This is a genomic window from Salimicrobium halophilum, from assembly GCF_900100295.1.
GTDB classification, from domain to species: Bacteria; Bacillota; Bacilli; order Bacillales; family Halobacillaceae; genus Salimicrobium; species Salimicrobium halophilum.
Map to the genome: position 1 here is coordinate 314606 of NZ_FNEV01000001.1, position 13570 is coordinate 328175.

Consider the following 13570-nt stretch of genomic DNA (forward strand, 5'->3'; position numbering starts at 1 on the left):
GAGGGATCATCGTGACGAACCATCCATCTTATGAAAGTATGTTGCAAAAGCAACTCATCCTTCCTCAGGGGTTACTCACCTCCTACAAACGAATGGGTATGAATGAAACAGAATTAGCCATCGTGCTGCAGCTTTGGAGGTTTCAGCAGGAAGGGGTGAATTTTCCGACGCCTGCAGAACTCATCCATTTTTTGACGATTTCAGAAGAAGAGTGTTCCATGCTTCTCCGTGCCCTTATTCAAAAAGGACTGATAGAAATCCTCGACGAGAAGGGTCCGGATAACATCATTCAGGAAAAGTATTCTTTGGAGCCGCTCTTCGCCCGCCTTTTCCAACCGGAAACGAAGCCGAAAGAAAAGAAAGATGTACCGAAAGAGTCACTTTTTCCTCTATTCGAAAAGGAATTCGGACGTCCACTGTCTCCATTTGAAATAGAAACGATCAACATCTGGCTCGATGAAGAGCATTACCAGGAAGATTTGATCAAGGCAGCCCTTCGAGAAGCGGTTTTGATGGGAAAGATGAACTTCAAATATATCGATCGCATCCTGGCGGAATGGCAGAGAAAAGGGATAAAATCAGTGAAAGAAGCAAAGAACCATGGAAAACAGTTCAGGAATCATCAGAAATCGAATACCGTACCGGCCAGTCCGAAGAGAGATGTCTCTCTTTATTACAACTGGCTTGAAGATGAATGAGGGTGATTCTATGCTTACGTTAAAAGAAATCAGGTATTGTCTGGATGTATTAGAGGAGATGTACCCGGATGCTGACTGCGAACTTGTTCATGAGAATCCGTTTCAATTGCTCGTTGCGGTGATCCTGTCGGCGCAGGCAACGGATAATCTCGTCAACAAAGTGACGCCATCCCTTTTTGAGAAGTACCATCGACCGGAAGATATAGCAGAAGTGAACGTAGAAGAATTGGAACAGGATATCAAATCCATAGGATTGTACCGCAGCAAAGCGAAAAACCTTAAAAAAATGGCAGGCACACTTCTGGAAAAATTCGATGGGGAAGTCCCTCAAACGAAAGAAGAACTCGAAACGCTCGCAGGGGTAGGAAGGAAAACGGCTAACGTCGTTGCTTCTGTGGCATTCGGTGAACCGACCATCGCAGTGGATACTCATGTCGAGCGTGTGTCCAAACGACTTGGCATATGCAGGTGGAAAGATTCTGTTTTACAAGTGGAAAAAACCCTTATGAAAAAGGTTCCGAGAGAAGAGTGGAGTGCGACCCACCATCGACTGATTTTCTTTGGCAGATACCACTGTAAAGCGAAAAATCCGAACTGTGAATCGTGTCCGATGCTGTCTTTGTGCCGGGAAGGTCAAAAAAGAATGAAACGAACATGAAAAAATCCGCTCTCCCAATATGGGATAGCGGATTTTTTCATGTTTTGGATTACTCTTCACTGTCTTCTGACGAAGAATCATTCGTTTCTTCGCCGGAGCCATCATCAGAAGTACCTCCGGAGTTATCCTGGTTGTTTCCGTCGTCGTTTTGCTGATCGTCATTGTTATTATTATCTCCGGTATTGTTGTCCCCGGAATTATCCCCATTCGAGTTATTGTCCTGATTGTCGTTTTCGTTGCTGTCGTTGTCGTTCTGATTGTTACCTTGGTCATTGTCATTATTGTTTTCATCATCTTCATTATTGTCTTCGGAGTCTTCTTCATTCTCTTCCTCTTCGGAAGAGTCATCGCCTGGAATCTCAACCGAAACGGAGCGTGCCTCACTGTCTGATGCTCCATCAGACCCTGAAGCGATGACAGATATGTCATACGTCTGCCCTGCTTGCGGATTATTGATTTCTAGACTCGTCTGTTCTGTCGTCGACAGCGTGCTTCCGTTTGCAGATACGATGAACTCTGTGTTTTCAGGATAGGACCATTCAACACTGATCGTATTGGATGCTTCGTTATAATTCGCCGTCAGGTTCGTAACCGGGTCCATGCGCTGGTATTGGCTGGAGACATTGGACGGTTGATTGTCGGCATGGAACAACTCTGTGACGATTTGAGAAGAAGGAGTATAAGCGCTCGGTAATTTCGCCGGGCGGGATCCCTCTTCCACATCGACCCAGACTGCACTACTTGGTCTTTCGAAATCTGCCGTTTCCACATCAGCCGATAGTTCGCCCATCAGATGACGGAACATTTCTTTCGGTATATTCTTGCCGCTCTGGATAGAGCTTCTATCCTGATTTCCTGTCCATACGGAAATGGAGTAGTTCGTCGAATATCCGTTGAACCACGAGTCCACGTCTTCATCCGTAGTACCCGTTTTTCCGGCCATAGGGAGTCCTGGGACTTTCGCAGCTGTACCGGTACCATAAGATACCACAGATTCGAGCATCGATGTGACCATGTAAGCCGTGTAGTCTTTCATCGCAGAAACCGGTTCAGGTGTAAGATCGACCGTCCCTCGGTCAGGCGATTCAACTTTGCGGACCGTGTACGGTTCGTTGTAGACACCTTCATTTCCGAAGGCGGCGAATGCTCCAGCCATCTGGATCGGTGTTACTTCCTGTACTCCAAGCGCATCAGAGAGCACCATACCATCTTCACCGAAAGTGATGCCCAAGTTATTGGCAAATTCACCTGCACGATCTGTTCCGATTTCATTCAAAGTCTTAACAGCCGGAATATTGATGGAATTGGCCAGGGCATCACGCATGGACATCCATCCAAGATGAGTGTTGTTCCAGTTACCCGGGGAGTACCCGTTGATGTCGATCGGCTCGTCTTGAAGTTGGTGATACGTCGACCATCTCTCGTATTCGATCGCCGGCCCGTAAGCGGTGATCGGTTTCATCGTGGAACCGGCCTGGCGGGGATCGTCGGATGCATAATTGAGCCCTCCTGAGACATAGTCCCGACCGCCTCCAATCGCCCTTATAGCACCTGTTTGTGTGTCCGTTACGGCGACAGCTGTTTGAAGCTGATCATCCGGCCAACTTATCGGTCCTTCACCGGCTAAAGCCTGCTCCGTAAGTTCCTGAGCTTCAGGGTCGAGAGTGGTGTAGATCTTTAATCCATCTTTATAAATATCTACATCGCCCATTTTATTTTTGACTTCTTTTCTGACCTGGTCTATGAAAGCCTGGTACTGCTTCGTTTCTTCGGTTCGTTCTTCGAGCATCGAAGAGATTTCCGTCTGTCTTGCTTCTTCGGCTTCCTGTTCACTGATCTTTCCGTGGTCCACCATTAAGTGAAGAACCGTGTTCATTCGATCTTTCGCGAGCTCAGGATTTTCATAAGGATCGTACCCGCTCGGACGCTGAGGGAGACCGGCGAGCAGAGCAGACTCGGCTAACGTCAGTTCACTCAAGTCTTCCTTATTGAAATAAGTTTCTGCAGCTTCTGCAACTCCGTAAGCTCCCTGTCCGAAATAGATCTTGTTTACATACATTTCAAAGATTTCTTCTTTGGAATATTCACGATCGAGTTTGAAAGCGAGGTATTGCTCCTGCACTTTCCGCTCGATAGTTTTCTCGGAACTTAGTACAGATTGCTTGATCACCTGTTGAGTGATCGTACTAGCCCCTTCCGCACCGAACCCTTCCGTAATATTCGCCCAGACCGCTGCTACGATACGGCGCGGGTCGATCCCGGTATGTTCGAAAAAGCGGACGTCTTCTGTCGCGAGTACAGAATCGACATAAACTTGGGGAAGATCGTTATAACTTACTTTCGTCCGTCTCTCTGTACCTGCGAGATCAGCGAAAAACTCATCATTCATCGTGTAAAGCTTGGAAGAGAAGGGCTCCTTTAGATCTTCGGCACTGAGTTCAGGAGCGTTCGAAATATAATAGGCGAATAATCCGGTGACTCCGAGAAAGACCAAAAGACCTGTCATTAATAAGATGGTTATGATTTTCTTCATTTTCGAAGGGGTTTTTTTCGATTTCTTTTTCTTTCCTTTTTGACTGTCAGCTTTCCTTCGTTCTGTACGGGAATTGTATTCTTTAGACATGTTCATCTTCCTCCAATTTTGCTAAAACCTTGTCCAGGGCCTTCAAGTAATCCACCCTTGCCTGGAAATGAAACGGAATGTGGTACCCGTTTTCTTTTATAAATGCATGGGGGATGGATTTCCGCCCGCCTTTCTCTTTGGATTTCCAAAAATCCAACACGTACTTGCTCTCAAGTAAGTATGTTTCTTCGAGTGGGGAAAATCGTATAATGATAAAGCTGAGTCCACAATGATTCGTCACCTGTTCCATATGCGTTACTTGATGTTCATGGATATTACTTAGAGGGAACGAGGTTTTGTTTCTCGTTTCTTTTGCTTCGAAGTCTACGTGATACCCTTTGTACACTCCATTATAATCTGTAGTAGATGCCTGTTTGAAATATGCTTCTTTTATTACTGCAGCACTGCGCTTCGGATAATCGACGTTGACGATCTGTACCGGTGTCGGTTTCTTATGGACACTGGCCAGATTACGTGCAACATAATACATGTTCGCCGCATTGATATCTTCTTCGAGAGTCATTCCCCGGTTGCTGTAGTCCTTTTTCGAAGAAGGAGGGCTCGTGCTGGTATTCGCAGTTCTTTTTCGACTTCCATTCGGATATCGCAACCTGATGTTCCTCCTCTTAGAATTCTCATCTTATTATACGTTCTTCCGCGTAAAACGACAAATGATTATCCTTTCATATGTATTCGATCACACGTTTTGTATTTTCGTCCGTATATCAAGAAAAAACTACTGCTAAAGTAGCAGTAGTCAAGTGGCCGGACGGTTTTCTCCGTTTCTTTTCGGGTCTTTCAGAGGGGTTTCTTTTTTCCTCTTTTCCTCTTTGTTCATTTTCTCACCTCCTGTCACTTTCTGAGCTTTCTCCACTTCTCCTCACTAGTTTTGTCTAAGCCGTAGGATATATTCATCTGGTGACGAATAGAAGAGAGTAATAAGGAGGGAGCGGCTTTGAATAGAGAGACGGAATGGGAGCAAAGAATCCGGCATTTCAGGAAAAGCCTTTCGACATTGGAAACGACTATGGATGAATCCGTTCATGAAGAAATGGAAGGATACAGGGAGAACCTTCGCTATATGGTGAAAGAGACGAAAGAAAAAGGACGTTTTACTACTTCTTTGCTTCATGCTACGCTTGATGTTGAGGGAGAGGATGACCATGGACTTACAACAATCGACAATTCAATTGAAGGAAGCTATAGATACTCTACATGACAGGTACCTTGCGCACTCGGAACCTGCAGACCGCACGGATCACGAATTTTTCGAAAAAGTGAAAAGGGAAACGACGCCTCATTTCACACTGGCACAGGAATGGTTTGAACAAGCGGAGGTGTTCGTCAAGAGCAGGGAAGTAAGTGTACATCCCAACCAGATTCAATCGACACACGAAAATATAGAAATGCTCATCTTGCATTCCTACTACCTGGATGTCGATAAGAACAGGTATAAGAATCTGTACAATTCTTCTCATTATGTGCTGGATATGGTTCTCGATAATTTGTAGCATCGTGTGTAAACGCTTTACATGTGAGGGATTGTTTAATATAATGAATATCCCATCAAAGGAGGGAATACACGATGAATAAAGAAGCATTGATAGAGAAAGCCAGAAATATAAGAGAAAGAGCCTACGTTCCTTATTCGAAGTTTCCGGTAGGAGCAGCATTGCTGACGAAAGGCGGGAAGCTTTATGAAGGAGTCAATATTGAGAACGCTGCTTATCCGACCACTTGTTGTGCAGAGCGAGTAGCGATTTTCAAAGCGGTTGCAGACGGATATCAGACGTTTGAAGCCCTGGCGGTTATTGCGGATACCGATCGTCCTGTTCCGCCGTGCGGATCCTGCAGACAGGTCATGAGTGAATTTTTCACGAAAGACACTCCGGTACATACAGCCAATCTGAGCGGCCAGAGCAAAACGATGACGATGGAGGAATTGCTTCCGTTTTCATTTACACCGGAAGACCTATCGAAAAAATAAATCGTTTCCCTGGAAACTCACTACACCTTATACTAGTTGTAGTGAGTTTTTTTGAGGTGATGACAATGACGAAAAGAATGGCTGTAACAGGGTATAAATCACATGAACTCGGAATATTCTCTGATAATGATCAGCGCGTTTCCTATATCAAAGAAGCAATCAGAAAAAGGATTCTCGCTTTTATCGAAGAAGGAGGCGAATGGATTCTGCTCTCCTGTCAACCCGGGGTCGAATTTTGGACGGCAGAGGTTGTGCTCGAGATGAAGCAGGAGTATGATATCTCTCTCGCTGTTCTGCCTCCGTTTGAAGGAGTGGAGGAACGTTGGCCGGAGAACGTGCAAATGGCGTATCAGGAAATTTTATCAGAAGCCGATTTTTTCAAAACGATCTATAAAGGCGGGTATCAGGGGCCTTTTCAATTCAAAGCGAAAGACCGCTTCATCATCGACCATACGGATAAAGCCCTCGTGTTATATGATGAAGAGACGCCTGGAACGCCGAAGTTCTTTCTCGAGATTGCCCGTTTAGCAGATGGATACGAGGTGGAATGGATCACTCCTGAAGATCTGCAGGATGTGGTGGAGGAACTGGAATGGACCGACCCCGGCATGTTCGATGAAGATGCACATTGACAGACGTAGTTAGTTTTGAAAGAATATAGGTACTTGCTGGATAAGAGGTGAATGGAATGACGGAGGATCGATTTCATTTAACAGGAAAAGAAATATTGGAGAAAGATTTTAAGACTTCCATGAGAGGTTACAATCAGGAAGAAGTGGATGAGTTTCTCGATTTGGTGATAAAGGACTATGAGCAGTATGATGAACTGATTAAGGATCTGAAAGCGGAAAACGAGCGGCTGAAAAAGAGTAGATCTGTATCTGCGGGACAGGGACAGGTGGAACGACAGGAAACGAGATCGAGACAGTCGACTCCGACCAACCAGTCCAATCCATCGAACCACCAGGTCAATTACGATATCCTGAAACGCCTTTCCAATTTAGAAAAAGCGGTGTTCGGTAATCGTTACGCAGATGAATAATATTTCCAGGTGACAACACGCCGTTTTTTTGGTAAAATGTCTTTTCGGATGATTAGAGATGCTGAGGTAATCGCTGCTTGTCATAAGCAGAGGAAAGTCCATGCTCGCACAAGCTGAGATGCTTGTAGTGTTCGTGCCAGACGAAATCATAAGTCTGGGTAGTGCGCCATGCGCACTAACGGCAGAGAAAAGACCTGTGTCCTTCAGGATATGGTCTGATTATCTTGAAAGTGCCACAGTGACGAAGCTGGAGTAGAAATACTCCAGGTGGAACGAGGTAAACCCCTCGAGCGAGCAACCCAAACGTAGGTAGGGGCACTCTTTCGAAGGAACGAAACGGAGAAAGAGGCTGAATTCTTTCAGCAGATAGATGATTACCACCGGAGTACGAGGCTGACCACCGTTTGCAGTACAAAGGTACAGAACATGGCTTACCAAGCATCTCTGGGTCTTACATAAGATTTGTCCCCTCCTTTATGGTAGGATTACCGTAATGGAGGGTTTTTTACTATAAATATCAGGGATGTGAGAAGTGTGCAGAAAATCACGTTAATAGCGACAGCCGCCATGGGGCTTGAAGGAATCGTCGGTCAGGAGTTGAGGGACCTCGGCTATGAAAATGTGCAGGTGGAAAATAGCCGCGCCATTTTTGAAGCGACTCCGGCCGATATTCCTCGTGTCAACCTCTGGCTCCGTTCCGCCGATCGCGTGAAACTTCTTGTGGGTAAATTCAATGCCTACAGTTTTGATGAATTGTTTGAAGAAACGAAAGCTCTACCTTGGGAGAAATTCATTTCGGAAGACGGAGAATTTCCGGTTGTAGGAAAATCGAAGAAATCGAAACTTTATAGTGTTCCTGATTGTCAGGCCATCGTCAAAAAAGCGATTGTAGAGCGTATGAAGCAGAAATACGGGATTGCCAACCGCCTGGAAGAGACGGGAGCCTTTTACCGCGTTGAAGTGGCGATCAATAAAGATGAGGCCTGGCTCACGATCGATACCTCGGGAGCAGGACTGCATAAACGTGGATACCGGATCGGACAGGGGGAAGCGCCGCTCAAGGAGACCCTGGCGGCTGCTCTCATTCAGGTCACGAACTGGCGCGGAGATACGCCTTTTGTCGATCTTTTCTGCGGTTCCGGTACCATCCCGATCGAAGCGGCGCTCATCGGCCAGAATATCGCTCCCGGTTTCAACAGGGAGTTCGCTTCTGAACAATGGTCTTTCGTTTCAGACAGCTATTGGGATCAGGCTTTCCAGGAAGCGGAAGATAAGGCGGAGTATGACAAGCCGATTGATATAACAGGGATGGATATCGACCCGAAAATGATCGAAATCTCAAAAGCCAACGCTCTCGAAGCGGGGCTCGGGGAATTGGTCCCTTTCAAACAGATGCAGGCGAGAGACTTCAAGCCTCGTGATAAAGGGGGCTACCTCGTTTCCAACCCACCTTACGGAGAAAGAATCGGTGACAGGAAAGAGGTGGAAGAGATATACCGTCAACTCGGTGGTGTCATGAAGGATCATCCGACATGGAGCGTCTATCTTCTGACCGCGCATCCTCAGTTCGAAAAAGTTTATGGGACGACAGCAACGAAGAAGAGAAAGCTGTTCAACGGGTTCATTGAAACGACCTATTATCAGTTCTTTGGTAAAAAATAATGGAAAAAACCGTTTTTCTGATCGGCATCAGGAAAACGGTTTTTTAATACCTGGATTATTCATATTTATACTTAGTAGCAACTCCGAAATATAAATGAAAAAATTCTAAACATCATCATAAAAAAAGAGCTGATACCGATTCCATTAATCAGCATCGCTCTTATATACATGTTGCCGCAAAGCAGCTTTCGACAGATCATCGGCATTCTTGTTTTCCTTTTCGGGAATCCATTTCATGAAAACGAACGAGAAATGGTCGCTCAACTGCTGCAATTCAGTTAAATAGGGGAGGAACCGCTTATTTTTCGAGGAATTCATCTCGAATGTATCCACGACGATCTTGGAATCGGTTCTGAGGGATATGATTTCTCCCGGGTAGAGATCCCTGCAGATTCTGAGAGCATAGCAGGCACTGGCGAATTCTCCTTCATGGTTCGAAAGCTCCCCCATGTAGGCAGAATAAGAGTTTTTCGCTGTGCCATTTTTAATGAAGACTCCGGCATAGCTCGGGCCGGGGTCTCCTTTTGTAGCTGCATCTGTGTAAACCTCTATCATTGCTGTCACTCCTTAATATTAAAGGACTTCGCTGCATATAAGAACGGGGTGTCGAGTGCCGAAACGATGAATTTGATGAAATACGTCGTCCAGAAAATCTCGAGCCATACGCCGAAAGGATATAACCCGTAGAAGGCGATACCACAAAACACGGCCGTATCGAGCAGCTGACTGATCATCGTACTGCCGTTGTTCCGGATCCACAGCTGGTTGTCGTTAGGGAAAACTTTTTTAAGAAAAGCATAGAGCCAGACGTCGAAATATTGACTGACGATATAAGCGAGCATGCTTCCGAGAGCAATCTGTGGGACGATTCCGAACAGGGTTTCAATCGCTGATTGTGCGATGTCACTCTCTGCGGGTAGAAACCTCAACGCAAACTGCATCATAATGGTCATTGTGACCAAAGCGGAGAAACCTAGCCAGACGGCTTTTTTGGCTGAGGACTTTCCGTATCTTTCATTGAGTATATCCGTAGCAAGGAAGGCGGTACCATATATGATGTTTCCGAGCGTGGCAGTCAATCCAAACAGTTCTACTGTTTTGACGACCTGGATATTCGCTACAACCGTAGCCATGCCAATCCAGACGAAAAGACCATATTTTCCGAATAGACGGTAAATGATGAGCAACAGACTGAAATTGACGAGAGCAAAGATGATCCATAATAATTCGTTGAACATGTTTTAATCCTCCTTAGTTTTGATGACGCGGGAGTTTGCGAACCGCGAAAACTCTGACAAATGGACATTATACGGAGGAAAGGCGGAAGTTGCAACAGCTTTCTCTTTTATCCGATGGGGCAGCAGTACGAAAAAAAGGCGACAGCTTGTAAGCTGTCGCCTTTGTCGTTTGTTTTATTTATTGTTTAACAACGTTAGCCGCTTGTGGACCACGGTCGCCTTCAACGATTTCGAAAGTTACTTCTTGACCTTCTTCAAGAGACTTGAAACCTTCTTCTTGGATAGCGGAGAAGTGTACGAATACATCGTTTCCTTCTTCTACCTGGATGAAGCCATAACCTTTTTCTGCGTTAAACCATTTTACTGTACCGTTTTGCATTTTAAAAATCCTCCTAGAACTTGCACGTAACACGTGATTTTACAAATAAAATACGGAATAAAACCCAAAAAAGTCCCTAAAAAGAGTGCGGAATATAAAATCTAAGCACTTCTTATAGGAACTACCTTTGTTTTATGATTCCGTTCTTATTTGCTTATTCTTAATATATCTTATCTCCATCCATGAGTCAATATGTACATAGAAATTAATTTTATTTTCTATTCAAAAACATTATAATAAAAGCATGGAAGAGGAGGAATAAGGGAGATGAATATAAATATAGGTCTTACGGGATGGAGTGATCATCCGTCTCTGTATGAAGAATCTGTGCGCTCTCATGAAAAGCTTCAGGCATATGCTTCTCACTTTCCGGTCGTAGAAGTGGACACGGCCTTTTATGCCATTCAAAAAAAAGAATACTACGAGAAATGGGTAAGGGAGACGCCGGAGAGCTTTTCTTTCGTCGTCAAAGCTTTCCAGGGACTCACTGGACACGACAGGGAAACGAGAACGAAGAAAGAAGCCCGCGAGCTTATAGAGGCATACATCGATTCCGTGTCTCCGGTGGTGGAGGCCGGTAAATTGAATGCTCTTCTTTTTCAGTTTCCTCCATGGTTTGATGTAAAAAAAGAGAATATCCAAAGAATGAGGCAACTGAGAGAATGGCTCGAAGACTATCCGGTAGCCATCGAGTTCAGGAACCAAAGTTGGTATAGAGATGCTTACCGCAAGAAGACGTTGCAATTTCTCGAGGAGGAATCTTTCATTCATACGGTTTGTGATGAGCCACAGGCCGGGGAAGGTTCGGTACCGGCAGTCGTAGAGGCGACCCATCCGGAAAAGACATTGATCCGTCTCCACGGAAGGAATGTTCACGGGTGGAACAAGAACGGCAACCAGAATTGGAGAGCCGTAAGGTTTTTGTATAATTACCGGGAAGAAGAATTGAAGGAGTGGATTCCTTCCATTCATCGCTTACTTGACCAATCTAAGGCTGTAACGATGCTTTTCAATAATAATTCAGCTCACGATGCTGCCCCGAATGCCAAGCAGATGATGGAATATCTCGGCGTCTCCTACGAAGATCTGAACCCCAGACAGTTGGGATTGTTCTAAATGGTCCTGTCTCCTGAGGCAAGAAATCGTATAAAAGTGTATGTATCAAAGTGGCACTCTCACGATAATACTGGCCACGATACAAGTCACGTACAGCGTGTCGTAGCTAATACTCGGGTAATAGCGGAATCAGAAGGGGCCGACCTTGAAAAATCGGAGCTGGCTGCCTGGCTCCACGACATCGACGACCCGAAACTGACGGCAGATCAGGCAGAAGCAAGAAAGAGTCGGAATAATATGCTACGGCGCTTAGGTTTTTCTGAAGAGAGGATTACAGATACAGAAAAAATTATAGCTTCCGTCTCTTTTTCAAATGGAGAAAACGTTGTATCCTTAGAACAGAAAGTGGTGCAGGATGCAGACCGTCTGGACGCCATCGGAGCGATAGGGATCGCCAGAGCGTTCAGCTACGGTGCAGCTAATGGACAAAGCATGGATGAGACGCTTCGCCATTTCGAGGAGAAACTTCTTCGTGTAAAAGCGTTGCTTTGGACGGATGCAGCTAAAAAAGAAGCTGTAAAGCGCCACCAGTTCATGAAGGCGTACCTCATGCGTCTTGATGAAGAGATGAATTTCGGTGAAGGGGAGTTTCGATTATGAGTGAACAGGCATACCTGGATCTTTGCCGGCATGTTTTACATAATGGGAAGGATAAGGAAGATCGCACAGGTACAGGCACACGTTCTATATTCGGTCATCAGATGAGATTCGATCTCGAAGAAGGGTTTCCGCTGATTACGACGAAACGCGTGCCATTTCGGTTGATATGGAGTGAACTTCTCTGGTTCATCAAAGGAGATACGAACATCCGTTTCCTTCTGGAGCATAACAATAACATCTGGAATGAATGGGCATTTGAAACATGGGTGGAAAGTGAAGAATATGATGGTCCTGATATGAAGGATTTCGGGTTACGGAGACTATCGGATGAAGCATTCGCTGAAGATTATAAAATACAGATGGATAACTTCAAACGGAATATACTTGAAGATCAGGAGTTCGCAGAAAAATACGGAGACCTCGGCAATGTGTACGGAAAACAGTGGCGAGAATGGATGACGGCAAGAGGAGAAACGATCGATCAGCTGAAAGATGTGATCGAAGCCATCAAACATAACCCTGATTCGAGAAGACATATCGTCACAGCGTGGAATCCGGAAGATGTTCCGGGTATGGCCTTGCCGCCATGCCACACGATGTTCCAGTTCTATGTCCAGGATGGAAAGCTTTCCTGTCAGCTCTATCAGCGGAGCGGGGATATCTTTCTGGGGGTTCCGTTCAATATTGCAAGCTACGCCTTATTGACCCATCTGGTGGCCAATGAGTGTGGTCTCGAGCCGGGAGAATTCATCCATACGTTCGGAGATGCCCACATTTATCACAATCATTTTTCTCAAGTGGAAGAACAGTTGGCGCGATTACCGAAGAGGCTGCCGCAGGTATCTCTTCGTGCTCCGCATAAAACGATTTTTGAATTATCGTATGAAGACGTCACGATAGAAGATTACGACCCGCATCCGGGAATAAAAGCCCCGGTAGCTGTATAGGAGGAATTCGATGATTTCGTTTATTTTCGCTATGGATAACAACCGATTGATCGGGAAAGACAATGATTTACCCTGGCATATCCCGAGAGACTTTCAATTTTTCAAGGATAAAACGATGAATAAGACGATCATTATGGGCAGGAAAACGTTCGAATCGTTTGACGGCCCGCTCCCGAAAAGAGAGCACGTCGTCATTACCAGTGATCAGGATTACGATGCGAAAGGGCACAAGGTCGTGCATACGGTAGATGAAATCCGCGAGATGACAAGTGAAGACCCTGAGAAAGAATGGTTTGTCATCGGGGGTACGGTCCTGTTCGAGTCGATGCTCGAAGATGCGGATCGTATGTATGTCACTCATATCGATGCTGCTTTTGAAGGGGATACGTATTTTCCGGAAGTGGATTGGTCTGATTGGGAACTGATTGATAAAGATAAAGGGATCAAAGATGACAACAATCCCTATGACTATTATTTCTGTATTTACGACCGGAAGTAATTTGTTAAATCAGTAGAGACATCTGCCGGAATCCGTGATATGATGAGACAAGAACATATGGATACTCATCGTTTTGAACGATGGCTTCTTTTCGGGATGAGAGCAACAAGTCGCAAGAGGA

Annotated in this window: 17 protein-coding genes and 1 other RNA gene; 13 read left to right on the top strand and 5 right to left on the bottom strand. The window is 45.4% G+C overall.

Annotated elements, in window-relative coordinates; translation table 11 throughout:
• The first annotated feature begins 11 nt into the window (after positions 1 to 11).
• Entirely contained in the window at positions 12 to 698 is a 687-nt protein-coding gene (locus BLQ44_RS01735; protein WP_093191309.1) for a DnaD domain-containing protein, read from the top strand.
• A gap of 10 nt (positions 699 to 708) precedes the next feature.
• Positions 709 to 1356, top strand: coding sequence for an endonuclease III (gene nth / locus BLQ44_RS01740; protein ID WP_176757391.1), 648 nt, complete (start codon positions 709 to 711; stop codon positions 1354 to 1356).
• A 49-nt stretch (positions 1357 to 1405) separates the two neighbouring features.
• On the opposite strand, the gene BLQ44_RS01745 is transcribed toward nth, so the two are convergent.
• Both BLQ44_RS01745 and recU read right to left on the bottom strand, forming a co-directional pair.
• The gene (locus BLQ44_RS01745) at positions 1406 to 3979 is read right to left on the bottom strand and encodes a transglycosylase domain-containing protein (protein ID WP_093191314.1); all 2574 of its coding nucleotides are present in this window, start codon (positions 3977 to 3979) and stop codon (positions 1406 to 1408) included.
• The gene (gene recU, locus BLQ44_RS01750) at positions 3972 to 4589 is read right to left on the bottom strand and encodes a Holliday junction resolvase RecU (RefSeq protein WP_093191317.1); all 618 of its coding nucleotides are present in this window, start codon (positions 4587 to 4589) and stop codon (positions 3972 to 3974) included. The genes BLQ44_RS01745 and recU overlap by 8 nt, the downstream gene beginning before the upstream one ends.
• A 345-nt stretch (positions 4590 to 4934) precedes the next feature.
• Here recU and BLQ44_RS01755 point away from each other — a divergent pair, with 345 nt between their 5' ends.
• The 7 genes from BLQ44_RS01755 to BLQ44_RS01785 all read left to right on the top strand — a co-directional run bounded on the left by BLQ44_RS01755 (position 4935) and on the right by BLQ44_RS01785 (position 8670).
• Complete coding sequence (locus BLQ44_RS01755; protein WP_093191319.1) at positions 4935 to 5198, top strand: hypothetical protein; 264 nt, start codon at positions 4935 to 4937, stop codon at positions 5196 to 5198.
• Positions 5143 to 5490, top strand: a complete 348-nt coding sequence (locus BLQ44_RS01760) for a DUF1798 family protein (protein ID WP_093191322.1) — start codon at positions 5143 to 5145, stop codon at positions 5488 to 5490. The genes BLQ44_RS01755 and BLQ44_RS01760 overlap by 56 nt, the downstream gene beginning before the upstream one ends.
• 74 nt (positions 5491 to 5564) lie before the next feature.
• Positions 5565 to 5966: a cytidine deaminase gene (cdd, locus tag BLQ44_RS01765; protein WP_093191324.1), complete on the top strand. Its 402-nt coding sequence runs from the start codon at positions 5565 to 5567 to the stop codon at positions 5964 to 5966.
• Positions 5967 to 6031: 65 nt separating this feature from the next.
• The gene (locus tag BLQ44_RS01770) at positions 6032 to 6598 is read left to right on the top strand and encodes an SLOG family protein (protein WP_093191326.1); all 567 of its coding nucleotides are present in this window, start codon (positions 6032 to 6034) and stop codon (positions 6596 to 6598) included.
• Between the two features lie 56 nt (positions 6599 to 6654).
• Entirely contained in the window at positions 6655 to 7008 is a 354-nt protein-coding gene (gpsB, locus tag BLQ44_RS01775) for a cell division regulator GpsB (RefSeq protein ID WP_093191329.1), read from the top strand.
• 58 nt (positions 7009 to 7066) lie between these two features.
• Positions 7067 to 7447: RNase P RNA component class B (rnpB, locus tag BLQ44_RS01780), an RNA gene on the top strand.
• Positions 7448 to 7542: 95 nt separating this feature from the next.
• Positions 7543 to 8670 (top strand): THUMP domain-containing class I SAM-dependent RNA methyltransferase, encoded by a 1128-nt coding sequence (locus BLQ44_RS01785; RefSeq protein ID WP_245688079.1) that lies wholly within the window; start codon positions 7543 to 7545, stop codon positions 8668 to 8670.
• A gap of 144 nt (positions 8671 to 8814) precedes the next feature.
• On the opposite strand, the gene BLQ44_RS01790 is transcribed toward BLQ44_RS01785, so the two are convergent.
• From BLQ44_RS01790 to BLQ44_RS01800, 3 genes are all read right to left on the bottom strand, one after another.
• The gene (locus BLQ44_RS01790; protein ID WP_093191331.1) at positions 8815 to 9225 is read right to left on the bottom strand and encodes an RNase H family protein; all 411 of its coding nucleotides are present in this window, start codon (positions 9223 to 9225) and stop codon (positions 8815 to 8817) included.
• Positions 9226 to 9230: 5 nt separating this feature from the next.
• The gene (locus BLQ44_RS01795) at positions 9231 to 9908 is read right to left on the bottom strand and encodes a queuosine precursor transporter (RefSeq protein WP_093191334.1); all 678 of its coding nucleotides are present in this window, start codon (positions 9906 to 9908) and stop codon (positions 9231 to 9233) included.
• A 178-nt stretch (positions 9909 to 10086) separates the two neighbouring features.
• Entirely contained in the window at positions 10087 to 10287 is a 201-nt protein-coding gene (locus BLQ44_RS01800; protein ID WP_008587582.1) for a cold-shock protein, read from the bottom strand.
• Positions 10288 to 10554: 267 nt separating this feature from the next.
• On the opposite strand from BLQ44_RS01800, the gene BLQ44_RS01805 reads away from it, so the two are divergent.
• The 4 genes from BLQ44_RS01805 to BLQ44_RS01820 are packed head-to-tail and all read left to right on the top strand — an operon-like array spanning position 10555 to position 13449.
• Positions 10555 to 11403: a DUF72 domain-containing protein gene (locus BLQ44_RS01805; protein WP_093191336.1), complete on the top strand. Its 849-nt coding sequence runs from the start codon at positions 10555 to 10557 to the stop codon at positions 11401 to 11403.
• On the top strand, positions 11404 to 12003 hold the full coding sequence (locus BLQ44_RS01810) for an HD domain-containing protein (protein ID WP_093191339.1): 600 nt from the start codon (positions 11404 to 11406) through the stop codon (positions 12001 to 12003).
• Positions 12000 to 12950, top strand: a complete 951-nt coding sequence (locus tag BLQ44_RS01815; protein WP_093191341.1) for a thymidylate synthase — start codon at positions 12000 to 12002, stop codon at positions 12948 to 12950. Before BLQ44_RS01810 ends, BLQ44_RS01815 begins: the two co-directional genes overlap by 4 nt.
• 10 nt (positions 12951 to 12960) lie before the next feature.
• Positions 12961 to 13449 (top strand): dihydrofolate reductase, encoded by a 489-nt coding sequence (locus BLQ44_RS01820; RefSeq protein ID WP_093191343.1) that lies wholly within the window; start codon positions 12961 to 12963, stop codon positions 13447 to 13449.
• Positions 13450 to 13570 lie beyond the last annotated feature (121 nt).

Excerpts from the sequence above, each read along its gene's own strand:
- BLQ44_RS01790 (WP_093191331.1), bottom strand. The coding sequence starts at position 9,225 with ATGATAGAGGTTTACACAGATGCAGCTACAAAAGGAGACCCCGGCCCG.
- BLQ44_RS01805 (WP_093191336.1), top strand. The coding sequence starts at position 10,555 with ATGAATATAAATATAGGTCTTACGGGATGGAGTGATCATCCGTCTCTG.
- cdd (WP_093191324.1), top strand. The coding sequence starts at position 5,565 with ATGAATAAAGAAGCATTGATAGAGAAAGCCAGAAATATAAGAGAAAGA.
- BLQ44_RS01770 (WP_093191326.1), top strand. The coding sequence starts at position 6,032 with ATGACGAAAAGAATGGCTGTAACAGGGTATAAATCACATGAACTCGGA.
- BLQ44_RS01745 (WP_093191314.1), bottom strand. The coding sequence starts at position 3,979 with ATGTCTAAAGAATACAATTCCCGTACAGAACGAAGGAAAGCTGACAGT.
- BLQ44_RS01810 (WP_093191339.1), top strand. The coding sequence starts at position 11,404 with ATGGTCCTGTCTCCTGAGGCAAGAAATCGTATAAAAGTGTATGTATCA.
- BLQ44_RS01760 (WP_093191322.1), top strand. The coding sequence starts at position 5,143 with ATGGACTTACAACAATCGACAATTCAATTGAAGGAAGCTATAGATACT.
- BLQ44_RS01820 (WP_093191343.1), top strand. The coding sequence starts at position 12,961 with ATGATTTCGTTTATTTTCGCTATGGATAACAACCGATTGATCGGGAAA.
- gpsB (WP_093191329.1), top strand. The coding sequence starts at position 6,655 with ATGACGGAGGATCGATTTCATTTAACAGGAAAAGAAATATTGGAGAAA.
- nth (WP_176757391.1), top strand. The coding sequence starts at position 709 with ATGCTTACGTTAAAAGAAATCAGGTATTGTCTGGATGTATTAGAGGAG.
- BLQ44_RS01815 (WP_093191341.1), top strand. The coding sequence starts at position 12,000 with ATGAGTGAACAGGCATACCTGGATCTTTGCCGGCATGTTTTACATAAT.
- BLQ44_RS01800 (WP_008587582.1), bottom strand. The coding sequence starts at position 10,287 with ATGCAAAACGGTACAGTAAAATGGTTTAACGCAGAAAAAGGTTATGGC.
- BLQ44_RS01795 (WP_093191334.1), bottom strand. The coding sequence starts at position 9,908 with ATGTTCAACGAATTATTATGGATCATCTTTGCTCTCGTCAATTTCAGT.